Annotated in this window: 9 protein-coding genes; 5 read left to right on the top strand and 4 right to left on the bottom strand. The window is 72.0% G+C overall.

The genetic code is table 11. The features are described 5' to 3' along the window. The first annotated feature begins 6 nt into the window (after window positions 1-6). From IF83_RS0120010 to IF83_RS0119995, 4 genes are all read left to right on the top strand, one after another. Window positions 7-648 (top strand): hypothetical protein, encoded by a 642-nt coding sequence (locus tag IF83_RS0120010; protein WP_051723019.1) that lies wholly within the window; start codon window positions 7-9, stop codon window positions 646-648. After that, complete coding sequence (locus IF83_RS0120005; protein WP_030546048.1) at window positions 645-1,661, top strand: hypothetical protein; 1,017 nt, start codon at window positions 645-647, stop codon at window positions 1,659-1,661. The genes IF83_RS0120010 and IF83_RS0120005 overlap by 4 nt, the downstream gene beginning before the upstream one ends. Window positions 1,662-1,726: 65 nt before the next feature. Further along, entirely contained in the window at window positions 1,727-2,371 is a 645-nt protein-coding gene (locus tag IF83_RS0120000; RefSeq protein WP_030546046.1) for a hypothetical protein, read from the top strand. Window positions 2,372-2,489: 118 nt separating this feature from the next. Further along, the gene (locus IF83_RS0119995) at window positions 2,490-4,028 is read left to right on the top strand and encodes a DUF6177 family protein (RefSeq protein ID WP_030546044.1); all 1,539 of its coding nucleotides are present in this window, start codon (window positions 2,490-2,492) and stop codon (window positions 4,026-4,028) included. A 167-nt stretch (window positions 4,029-4,195) separates the two neighbouring features. On the opposite strand, the gene IF83_RS0119990 is transcribed toward IF83_RS0119995, so the two are convergent. The 4 genes from IF83_RS0119990 to mshD all read right to left on the bottom strand — a co-directional run bounded on the left by IF83_RS0119990 (window position 4,196) and on the right by mshD (window position 9,722). Next, complete coding sequence (locus IF83_RS0119990; protein ID WP_030546042.1) at window positions 4,196-4,594, bottom strand: NUDIX hydrolase; 399 nt, start codon at window positions 4,592-4,594, stop codon at window positions 4,196-4,198. A 152-nt stretch (window positions 4,595-4,746) separates the two neighbouring features. After that, complete coding sequence (locus IF83_RS0119985) at window positions 4,747-6,114, bottom strand: CHAD domain-containing protein (RefSeq protein WP_244177135.1); 1,368 nt, start codon at window positions 6,112-6,114, stop codon at window positions 4,747-4,749. A gap of 82 nt (window positions 6,115-6,196) precedes the next feature. After that, entirely contained in the window at window positions 6,197-8,605 is a 2,409-nt protein-coding gene (locus IF83_RS0119980) for an RNA degradosome polyphosphate kinase (RefSeq protein ID WP_394297351.1), read from the bottom strand. A 187-nt stretch (window positions 8,606-8,792) separates the two neighbouring features. Continuing rightward, on the bottom strand, window positions 8,793-9,722 hold the full coding sequence (gene mshD, locus IF83_RS0119975) for a mycothiol synthase (RefSeq protein WP_030546036.1): 930 nt from the start codon (window positions 9,720-9,722) through the stop codon (window positions 8,793-8,795). Between the two features lie 225 nt (window positions 9,723-9,947). Between mshD and IF83_RS0119970 the strand changes: the two genes are divergently transcribed. After that, window positions 9,948-11,756, top strand: coding sequence for a bifunctional metallophosphatase/5'-nucleotidase (locus tag IF83_RS0119970; RefSeq protein ID WP_030546034.1), 1,809 nt, complete (start codon window positions 9,948-9,950; stop codon window positions 11,754-11,756). Window positions 11,757-11,792 lie beyond the last annotated feature (36 nt).

Here is an 11,792-nt window from a genome sequence, read left to right as displayed (position 1 = left end):
AGCTCCATGTCGACCCTGATGCGAGCACCAAGAGCATGCGGCTCCTGGTACTGGGATCTCGAAAATGTAACGTCTCCAGGTCTCGAATCCGCCCTTATTGTCACCGGAAAGATGACCGAAGTGTTGAGAAGATTCGATCTTCTGACCCCGGTGATGCTCGAATACGGGTGGTATATGCATGGTTTGGGAACCGTCGGAGTGATCAGCAGACTGATTCTCAACGCACCGATTGACGACCCGAGCATTCCCGGCAGAGTGCTCGGGAGTCGACCCTCAGCGTTCCCGGAGGCGCAGGTGAACCATTTCGACGTCATCGGATCCGGCAAGTGGTTCGACGCTGCGGGGAAATCGCGAAAGGATCAGCTGGTCGAAATCTCTGTGAGCCCGGACGATCTCGGAATGTCAGCGACTCTCTCCGTACACCACGACATCTGGAAATGGTTCGACTTCACCGGACGGCCGCATCCGGAGGTCTACAACCGCAACGCCCCCCGGCTCGCCGAGGCGCTGCGAGAACTCAATTCGGTACTCGGCGTGGAACTGGAACCCGGGGAACCGACCTACTACGGCACCCCGATGGAATCGGGCATCGTCACCCCCGATCCGGACGAGAACGGCATGGGGCTGGATGTCACGGACCTGATGTGATCACCACCGATCCCACGGGCGACTGGAGCTGGGACATCACCCCGGTCTCCGGTGCAGCCCGGCCCCGCCCAACCGTAGAGATCGCAGGAGCGATCCGCGATGTTCTGGCCGACCACGATCTCTCATCCTCACCGGAGAGGGCTGATTTCACCGTGCGCCCTCTCAGCGAAATGCGGGATGTTCGGGTCGACGGCAGGAACGTGGTACTGGAGGCCGACCCGCTGAAGCCGGGAACGGCTCTCTCGGCGGCTGTCGCACAAGCGGAGTCGCTCGACGGAGAGTTCCTGGTCAGTCTTCGGGCGCGATGCCCGGGATTCTGGTGGGAGGCCGGTGTGAGACACCGCGCCGAACAGTTGTTTGCCATCCAGGTCCAGATGTGGGGCGCTGATCTCATCGACGTGACACTGGAGACGTACTCGGATGCCTGGCTCACGCAGGACACTCGTGGCCGCGAGCAGGCCGCCGTGCACGCGGACAATGCCCCGAGACTGGCCGCGGCATTGAAGGAGATCTCAACTCTGCTGGGCACCGTTCCGGTCCCAGGAGATCCGAATCGCTACACGACCCCTACCGAGACGGGCTTCGAGGACCCGAGGACCGACGGGCCGGCGTTCGACGACCCATGGGGCACATTCGAGGGCGCCGCGCGATCCCGGCGGCTCCGCTCCATGATCGCGCCCAGCGAGGACGAGTACGAGGACATCACGGATCACCCGGTGCGCTACTTCGCAGTGCGGGGCAGCGGTCAAGTACTCGGCTACGTCTGGGCGTCCTTCGGCGACAACGCCGCCGGCTACACGCCCCGGACACCCGCCGGAGACGCCGCCTTCGAGGCCGGGGGCCAGTGGCTGCTGCGGCTGCGAGAGGCACACGGTGAGGGTCTCACGGCGCTCAACGCGCTGGACTGGGTCGCCGAACATCCGCCGCTCCCGGAGTGGGGCTCCATCGCGGAGACGGAGCCCGCGGAAGCACCTTCACTCGACGCCTTGGAGGAACTGTCCGGCCGCTACTGAGCACACCGGAACACCGAACATGCCGATCCGCCCGCAGATCGACGCAGAGACCGACCAAGGCAGTTATGTCCACCCTGATGCGCGCGCCGAAAGAATGCGGTTCCTGGTTCTGGGACCTCGAAGAGACCGCCCCGCCGGGTCTGGAATCCGCCATGGAGACCGCAGATAAGATGGCGGGAGTGCTGAAAAAGCAAGGACTACTATTTCCCTATAAACTCGAATACGGCTGGTACGTTCTCAACTCGGGTTACACCGGCATGAGAAGCACACTTTCCGTTTCGGCTCCACTGGACGCCCCGGATATTCTCGCGAGGCTGCGAGGCAGTCGGCCCATCGCGTTTCCCGACGCACAGGTCGACGACGTGTATGTCGTGGGTTCGGGAACCTGGATCGACGCAACGGGAAACCCTCGCAGGGAACCGCGACTAGTCGAACTCTCAGTCTGTTCGCAGCCCATTGGACTGTCAGCCACGCTTGCCGTGCACCACGACATCTGGAAGTGGTACGACTTCTCCGGACGTCCACACCCCGAGGTGTACAGCCGAAACGCCCCTCGGCTCGCAGAAGCGTTGCGTGAGCTCAACTCCGTCCTCGGCGTGTACCCCGAAACGGGTGAACCGACCATCTTCGGCGTCGCCACGGAGCTCGGCATCGATACGCCGGATCCTTACGACGACGGTTCCGGACCCGACGTCATGGACAGTCTGTGATCGCTGCTGAGTCCATCGAGGACGGCTTCAGCGGATCGCTCCGGGCAGCAAGGAGAGCCTGGTCAGACGGGCTTCCGGCCGGTCCGCCCTCCTGTTCCCTTCTCACGGAAAGCACCCGATGACTCAGGACGTCATTGCCCTCACCCCCCGGATGCCGGACGTCAAGACGCTGCTGGCCGGGCTGTACGCCGGTGGGCCCGATCTGCGCGTGAACCGGGCGGCGGGTGGGTCCGTCGTGCAGTTGTGCTCGGACGACGGTCGGGTGCTGGTGTCGTTGGAGGCGCCTCGCTATGTGCAGGTGCCGGGTGAGGCCGGGAGGTTGCTCGGCGTGGAGGCGTCCGCCGACGGTCCCGTGTGGTGGACGGAGGTGCGGGCGGTCAGCACGTCCGGGGAGGCCGGGCGACTGGCCGGGTCCGTGGCCGGGCGGCTGACCGCCGTGCTCGGTGGTACGACCTGGCCGCGGGAGGCCGCGCACACCGGAGTCGTGGCCGTGCCCGCGCAGCCTTCCGCCCCGTCCGCCGGCGAGGGTTCGGCGGACGAGGTGACGGTGGACGGCTCCGGCGGCGCCGCCGGGGTCGACGTGCTCACCGCGCGGGCCGCCGTCGTGATCCAGGACCGGCCCGTCGTGGCCGCGACCACCTGGCTCACCGATGTGCTGGGCACGGCCGCCCGGGCCGAGCGCGAGGTGCAGATCCTCACCCCGCCCGGCAGCCGGCTCACCCTGGCCGCCCGCACCCTGCTGGCCCGGATGCCCGCGCGCTGGGTCGTACGGGACGAGGACTGCGGCTACTACGACGGGCTCTCCGGGACCGTGCTGAGCTGGCGGGACGGCGGGGAGGGCCCGGGCGGCGGGGACGGCCGCTTCGCCCCGGTGACGTCCGGTCCGGACGACCGGCCCCGTATCGCCCGCGCCTTCGCGGCCCCGGCCCGGGCCGGTTCGGTCTCCGCGAGCGTTCCCTGTGACGGCCCCGGCGGCGGCACGGCGCAAGCCGGGGACGGTGAGCGGCAGTTGCTGCTGTCCCTGCGGACCGTCCACCCCGCCACCGGGGAACTCCTCCTCGGCGGCGCCCTGGAAACGGCTTGGCAGGTGCTCACCGGGGCGCCGCCCGCCGGGTGGTCCACCGCCGAGCCGGTCAATCTGCCGTGGTCGCGGAGGCAGTTGACGGAACTGGCGCGCGGGCGGGCCAGGGAAGGACTGCCCAGCTGGATCACCGCCGTCGGTCATCCCGACCGCCCCGCCCTGGCGACCGTGCGCGTCAGCCACTCCCCCCTCGGCGTCGAGGAGCACATCACGCTCGCCCTGGGATATGCCGCCGGGGAGGTAGCGCCCGTGGACGCCCTCGGCGAGCTGGCGAAGGCCCTCGCCACCCGGCACCACCTCGCCACGATGCTCGTGCAGCTCCGTGCGGCTCGCGCCGATCTGGCCACCCCGGCGCACTTCGAGCCGGCGCCGGTGCCGGTGTCGTTCACGCTCGGCGCGGACGCCGTTCACGAACTGGGGCTCGACCGCGCCCTCCACGCACCCGCCCCCGCGCCGCCCGTCCGGCTCGGGCCCTCGGTCCGTCCGGCGCTGCACTACGTCCTCGGTGACGGCGATGATCCGGCGGTCGGTGGCGAGGCGCTGCAGCGGCTGTACCGACATCTCAAGACCGTGTGAGTCGCTGTCCTCGGCCGCTCCGGGGCCGGGGCACCGCACGCCGGCTTCCGCGTACGGCCGTCGTGCGCACCGGCGCGGCTCGTGCCGTGCGGGTCGTCGCATGGGCACGGCGGTGGTTACGCATCCGGCCGTCGGCAGGACGGGGCCGGGGCGTCCGGGAGTCTCCGTCAGACCGGGTCGAGCGTCTTGAGCAGGGCGTCGACCAGGGCGCGGTCGTGTTCGTGGGTGAGGCGGGGGCGGGCGGCGTCGGGCCTGAGCCAGAGGAGGCGGTCAACTTCCGGGTTCGGGACGAAGCGTTCGCCCGGTCCCACCTCCGCCGCCCAGTAGCGGACCTCCTTGGGGCGGCCCTTGACCGTGTAGCGCACGGTGGGCAGCGCGGGGCCGGGCTCGCAGCGCATACCCGTCTCCTCGGCGACCTCGCGCAGCGCGGCGGTCAGGGCCGATTCGCCCGGATCGAGTTTGCCCTTGGCGTGCGACCAGTCGTCGTACTTGGGGCGGTGGACCAGGGCGAGCTCGATGCCGCCCTCCGGTGCGCGCCGCCACAGCACGCAGCCGGCGGCACGGATGGTGCCACCGGGCCGTTTGTGCCCCGCCTCGGGCTCGTGTCCGGGTTCGAGTGCTCGCTCGACGGGTCGGCCCGGCTCCGGCTCGCGCGGGTGTTCGTCCGCGTGCCCGCGTGCCCGTCGGCGGCGCGTGCCGTCGTGGTTCTCGTTGCCGCTCATAACGCGTCCGTCGCCAGTCGCTGCCAGATACGGCCGAAGACTAGACGAGCCGCTTCCACTTCGTGCCGCTGGTCCGCGTGGAGGACCCCCAGCGCGTAGGCGGTGGCCGGGGCGATGCGCGGGGTGCGGGCCGCGGCGGCCGCGGCGGCCGCGGCCTCGGCGGCGTCGCGGTGCTGCTCCAGCGCCTGCTCCGCGCTCAGCAGGGCCGACGCCACGGGGTGCGCGCCGGGGTGCGGCGGCACCTCGTACGCCCCTGCCCGGTCGAGGACCTCCTGCGCGTACCGGCAGAGCCGCACCAGCAGCCGTACCCGGTGCCACCGGGCGTCCTGCCGTTCGGCGGCGGGCGGTGCGTCGGCCGAGCCGGTCGCAGCCAGCGCGTGGGTGAGCGCCTCCGCGTTGTACGGGTGGGACGCGCGGCTCAGCGGCAGCGCGTCGACGGCCTCGCCGAGCCGCCGGTACGCCTCCTCGGCCAGGGACGGCAGCACCTCGTGGGCCGGCCGCCCGGCGGTGCCCGGGGCGAGCGGCACCTCCGAGGCCAGCAGCGCTATGGCGTCGGCGACCGCGTGGAAGCGCGAGGAGCCGAGGGCCTGGAGCGCGGCGGAGTGCGCGCGGGTCCGGGCCAGCGTCAACTGCCGTTCCAGCAGTGCCCCGGCGCGGGCGGCGCCCATGGTGAGCGTGGAGCGCGCGGAGGGGCCGGACGACGCACCGCTGCCGTTTCCGTTGCCGCTTCTTCCGCTTCCGCGCTGTGGTCCGACGAGGGGCACGGCCGCGTCGTCCCCGCCGGCCGTACCGGCACCGGACCCGTCGGCCCCCGCGCTGTAGGCGCCCCCCGCTTCCGCGTCGTTCCCGTACGCCGCGACGGAGCCTCGGCCGGTCCCGCGCGCTTCCCTGCCCTCCGGGCCCGCCCCCGTCACGGCGTCCACGTCCGTCCCCGCGGCCCGTCCGGCCCCGGCCGGGGCCGACCCGCCCTCGTCGTCCCCCGCGCCGCCGGACAACCGGTGCAGGGCGCCGCGCAGCCGTTCCAGCCGCTCGGCGTAGCCGTGTTCGCGGGCCAGCGTCGTCGACAGCCAGGTCAGTTCCGCGGCCAGCGGGTCGGCCCACTCGGTGTCGGTGAGGGCGCGGTAGGTGTGCAGCGCGCCCCCGATGCGCCGTGCCGAGCGACGCATCAGGAGCAGCGCCTCGACGGCGTCCTCCGCGTCGGAGCCGCTCTCTCGGTGCAGCCGCAGGCTGCGCAGGAAATCCGCCGCCTGGGCGTGCAGATGGGCCGCCAGCACCTCGCCGGCCGTGCGGTCGGTGAGCCCCTGCCCGGTGAGTGCCCGGCCGGTGGGCCCGCCGCCGGTGAGGCCGCTGCCGGCCGTGATCACGGCCGGCCCTCCCGGCGCGGGGAACCCGGCCGCGGAGGGGGGCCCGGACGGGCCGTGGGCGCGGGTGGTGCCACCCGTGGGGTCATGTCGCTGGGCCACGCCGGCGCCTCCGGGCGTCGATGAGCATCTCCTGTACGTTCCGCAGCGGCTGTCCCTCCGAGTCCACCGCGTGCCGGGTCCAGTTGCCGTCCGGGCCGAGGTGCCAGGAGGCGGTGTCGTCGGACACGCCGGTCTCCAGCAGCCGGCTGAGCGACTCGCGGTGCCCCGGGTCGGTCACCCGCACCAGGGCCTCGATCCGCCGGTCGAGGTTGCGGTGCATCATGTCGGCGCTGCCGATCCAGACCTCCGGGTCGCCCCCGTTGCCGAAGACGAAGACCCGGGAGTGTTCGAGGAAGCGGCCGAGGACGCTGCGCACCCGGATGTTCTCCGACAGCCCGGCGACGCCCGGCCGCACCGCGCAGATGCCGCGCACCCAGACGTCGACCGGCACGCCCGCCCGGGCGGCCCGGTAGAGGGAGTCGATGAGCACCTCGTCGACGATCGAGTTGACCTTGAGCCGGACGCAGGCGGGCCGTCCGGCCCGGTGGTGCGCGATCTCCCGGTTGACGCGCTGCACGAGGCCGTCGCGGAGCGAGGTGGGCGCGACGAGCAGCCGCCGGTAGGTGGACCGGCGGGAGTAGCCGGAGAGCCGGTTGAAGAGGTCCGAGAGGTCGGCGCCGACGTCCGGGTCGGCGGTGAGCAGCCCGAGGTCCTCGTAGAGCCGGGCCGTCTTGGGGTGGTAGTTGCCGGTGCCGACGTGCGAGTAGCGGCGCAGGCCGTCGCCCTCCTGGCGGACCACCAGGGAGAGCTTGCAGTGCGTCTTCAGCCCGACGAGGCCGTAGACGACGTGGCAGCCGGCCTCCTCCAGCTTCCGCGCCCATTTGATGTTGGCCTGCTCGTCGAAGCGCGCCTTGATCTCGACGAGGACGAGCACCTGCTTGCCGGCCTCGGCGGCGTCCGCGAGGGCGTTGACGATCGGCGAGTCGCCCGAGGTGCGGTAGAGCGTCTGCTTGATCGCGAGAACGTCCGGGTCCTCGGCCGCCTGTTCAAGGAAGGCCTGCACGGAGGTGGAGAAGGAGTCGTACGGGTGGTGCAGCAGGACGTCCCGCTCGCGCAGCGCCCCGAAGATGTCGGGCGCGGACGCCGACTCCACCTCGGCCAGGTCGCGGTGGGTGCCGGCCACGAACTTGGGGTACTTCAGCTCCGGCTTGTCCAGGGCGGCTATCCCGAAGAGCCCCGTCAGGTCCAGCGGGCCGGGCAGCGGGTGCACCTCGGCCTCGCTGATCTTCAGCTCGCGGATCAGCCGGTCGAGCACGTCGGGAGCCATCGACTCCTCGACCTCCAGCCGCACCGGCGGGCCGAAGCGGCGCCGCATGAGCTCCTTCTCCAGCGCCTTCAGGAGGTTCTCGGCGTCGTCCTCCTCCACCTCCAGGTCCTCGTTGCGCGTGACCCGGAACATGTGGTGGGAGAGGACCTCCATGCCCGGGAAGAGCTCCTCCAGATGGGCCGCGATCACGTCCTCCAGCGGCACGTACCGCTGCGGCGAGACCTCCTGGAAGCGGGAGAGCAGCGGCGGCACCTTGACCCGCGCGAAGTGCTCGTGGCCGCTGACCGGGTTGCGCACGACGACGGCCAGGTTGAGGGAGAGGCCGGAGATGTACGGGAAGGGGTGCGCGGGGTCGACGGCGAGCGGGGTCAGCACCGGGAAGATCCGCTGCCGGAAGAGGGTGAGCAGCCGGGCCTGCTCGGCCTCGGTCAGCTCGCGCCAGCGGATGAGGTGGATGCCCTCGTCGGCGAGGGCGGGGAGCACGTCCTGCTGGAAGCAGGCGGCGTGCCGGGCCATGAGCTCGCGGGAGCGGGTCCAGATGAGGTCCAGCACCTCGCGCGGCTGGAGGCCGGACGCGGAGCGGGTGGCGACGCCGGTGGCGATACGGCGCTTGAGGCCGGCGACCCGGACCATGAAGAACTCGTCCAGGTTGGAGGCGAAGATCGCCAGGAAGTTCGCCCGTTCGAGCAGCGGGGTGGCCGGGTCCTCGGCGAGTTCCAGCACCCGCTCGTTGAAGGCGAGCCAGCTCCGCTCGCGGTCCAGGAAGCGGCCCTGCGGGAGTTCGGCGGCCGCCTCGTCGTCCTCCTCCCAGGTGTCCGGGTCGCCGTCGAGGTCCGGGTCGAGGTCGGAGGCGGAGGCGGGGACGACGGCGGTCGGGCGGTGCGCGGCGATGGAGCCCACGGACGGCTGGGGGCGCGGCTGCGGCCGCGGCCGCGGTTCGGCGGCGGGCTGTCCGTCCGTGACGTCCGGGGCGGATGATGCCGGGGCGGTCCGGGCCGGTTCCTGGGCGCTGGAGTCGTTCATGTCCCCATTGTTCCGCGACGCGGTGGGGACCGGCTCGCCGGAAGGCGGTCGGGCGGCGCGGGAAGGCCGCCGGTGGGGGGCCGTCGGGACAGCGGGCTGCATTCGGCGATGCTCGCAAGCGAGTTTGAATCATCGGTAACGGCCACATGGCGGACAGGCAAGCGGGGACCCTCACGGAGATGGCCGCGGCCCCCCTGCCGATGGGAGGCCGCGGCCGGACGGATCACCGGAGCGGATCCGGAAGGGCCCGGGCCCGGCCGGCCGGGCGCGCGGGCTCCGTCCGCGCCGGTCAGGTCTCCGTGCGGTACATCAGGTCGGTCTCGTGGACGGTGAACCCGAGGCCCTCGTAGACGCCGACGGCCGCGGTGTTGTCGGCGTCGACGTAGAGCAGCACGGCGGGCAGCCCGCGGGCCGCCAGATACCGCAGGCCGGTCAGGGTGAGGGCCTTGCCGAGGCCGCCGCCCTGTGCGTCGGGCGCGACGCCGACGACGTACACCTCGCCGAGCTCCTCCTCCCGGTGGATCTTCGTCCAGTGGAAGCCGATGATCCGGCCGTCGCGCTCGGCGAGGAAGAAGCCCTCCGGGTCGAACCAGTCCTCGCTCTTGCGGTCGTCGAGGTCCCGCTGGGTGAGCGAGCCCTGCTCGGGGTGGTGGGCGAAGGCGGCCGCGTTGACCGCCAGCCAGGCGCCGTCGTCCTCGCCCGGCCGGAAGGTGCGGACGGTCACGCCCTCCGGCAGCCGCGGCTCGGGGAGCGGCTCGCCGGCCAACGGGCGCCGCATCTGGCGGAGTTCGCGGAAAAGGGTCAGGCCCAGGGCCTGCGCGAGATGGCGGGCGGCGGGATGGCCGCCGTGCGCCCAGACGCGCAGCCGCTGCCCGGTCGCCGTCAGCAGCGCCCGGCCCAGGGCCCGGCCGTGGCCCTGCAACCGGTGGCCCGGGTGGATCACCAGTTCGGCGGCGGGCGCCTCCACCGGGTCGGTGCCGTCCAGTTGGGCGTAGCCCGCGAGCGTGCCGCCGTCGGTCTCGCGGAGCAGGAAGTGCCGGACGCCCTCGCGCCGGCCCCCGCGCAGATTGAGCCGGCCCTGTTCGGACACCGCCTGGCGGCCGTCCTCGAGCGCCGCCCCGTCGATCAGTTCCCGTACCTCGGTGAGCAGTCCGGACGGCACCTCGTCGAGGATGTCGATCGTGCGGCCCGCGCCCACACCGTTCATCACGTCGCTCATGGCGCCGAGCCTACGACGCGGCGCACCGGCCCGCCGCGACAGCCGCACGCGCCCGCCGCACGCCGGGCCGCCGACCGGGCCGCCGCGGGCCCGCGGCACCGGCCCGCACCGCGCCGCACCCGTCCGCAACCCGCTCGTTACCCGACCGGCCCTGACACGCTACGCGCGTTGACCGTAGGCTGCGACGCACCGCATCGGTCTTTGCAAGCCTGTGAAGGGGAACTCATGCCAGCCTCATCCCAACGGCGCCGCCGTGTGCGCCGGTTGACCGCAGGGACGGCCGTCCTGGCCGCCACGGCCGGGGTGCTGTCCGCCGCCGTGCCGGCCGGCGCCCACAGCGGCGACCGCGACCGGACCGGTCACGGCAGGACCGTTGACGTCCAGCTGCTCTCGTTCAACGACTTCCACGGCAACCTTCAGCCGCCGACGGGCTCCTCCGGACAGGTCACGCACGTTCACGAGGACGGCACGACGGAGAAGATCGACGCGGGCGGTGTCGAGTACCTCGCCACCTCGCTGCGCGAGGCCCGCAAGGGCAACCGCTACAGCGTGACGGCCGCCGCCGGCGACATGGTGGGCGCCAGCCCGCTGCTCTCCGGCCTGTTCCACGACGAGCCGACGATCGAGGCGATGAACAAGGTCGGCCTGGACGTCGCCGGCGTCGGCAACCACGAGTTCGACGAGGGCCGCGCCGAACTGGCCCGGCTCCAGAACGGCGGCTGCCACCCGGAGGAGGGCTGCTTCGAGGACGGCAAGGTGTTCGAGGGCGCCGACTTCCCGTACCTCGCGGCGAACGTGACGGACGAGAAGACCCGCAAGCCGGTCCTCAAGCCGTACACGATCTGGAAGCGCGGGGACGTCCGGATCGGCTTCATCGGCGTGACCCTGGAGGGCACCCCGGACATCGTGTCGGCGGAGGGCGTCAAGGGCCTGAAGTTCCACGACGAGGCCGAGACCGTCAACAAGTACGCCCGGATCCTGGAGCGCAAGGGCGTCAAGTCGGTCGTCGCGCTCATCCACGAGGGCGGTTCCCCGGCGAGCCCGGCGTACAACTACGACTGCGACAGCCCCGGTCCGGGCGACGGCATCTCCGGGCCGATCGCCGAGATCGCCGGGAAGATCACCTCGCGGGTGGACGCGCTGGTCACCGGCCACACCCACCAGGCGTACGCCTGTACGATCCCCGACCCGTCCGGCAAGCCGCGCACGGTCACCTCGGCCTCCTCGTTCGGCAAGCTCTACACCGACACGACGCTGACGTACGACCGTCGCACCCGCGACATTGTGCGCACCCGCGTCAGCTCCGCCAACCACGTCGTCCGGCGCGACCAGCCCAAGGCGGCCGATATGACGGCGCTCATCGAGCGCTGGAACGCGATCGCCGCCCCGGTCGCGAACCGGCCCGTCGGCCACATCGCCGCCGACATCCCCGGCCGCGGCGCCGGCACGCCCGAACTGCCGCTCGGCGACCTGATCGCGGACGCCCAGCTGGAGGCCATGGCCCCCGAGGACAAGGGCGGCGCGGAGCTCGCGCTGATGAACCCGGGCGGCATCCGCTCCGACCTGGCGTACGCCGCCTCCGGGAGCGAGGGCGACGGCGTGGTGACCTACGGCGAGGCCTTCACGGTGCAGCCGTTCACCAACATGCTCACGGCGGTGAACCTGACCGGCGAGCAGCTGCTGACCGCGCTGCGCCAGCAGGTCAGCGGCTCCAACGAGGCCTCCCCGAAGATCCTCCAGGTCTCGGAGGGCCTCACCTACACCCTCGACCTGACGAAGTCGGGCGCCGACCGGATCGTCGCGGACTCGGTGCGGCTGAACGGCGAGCCGATCGACCCGCAGCGCACCTACCGGGTCGCGATGAACGAGTTCCTGGCCGGAGGCGGCGACGGTTTCGCGGTCTTCAAGGAGGCCACGGACAAGTACGTCGGCAACTCCGACCTGGACGCCTTCACGGCGTACCTGGGCGCGCACTCCTCGACGGAGGCGCCCATCGCGCCGCCGAAGGCGGACCGGATCACGGTCGTGCAGTAAGGCGGTAACGCGGCAGGCCGCGCACGCCCAAGGTGC

Origin of the sequence: Streptomyces albus subsp. albus, assembly GCF_000719865.1 — a bacterium.
Classification (GTDB): domain Bacteria; phylum Actinomycetota; class Actinomycetes; order Streptomycetales; family Streptomycetaceae; genus Streptomyces; species Streptomyces albus_E.
The sequence above is the reverse complement of the archived record's forward strand: the minus strand, read 5'-3'. Positions and strand labels throughout refer to the sequence as shown.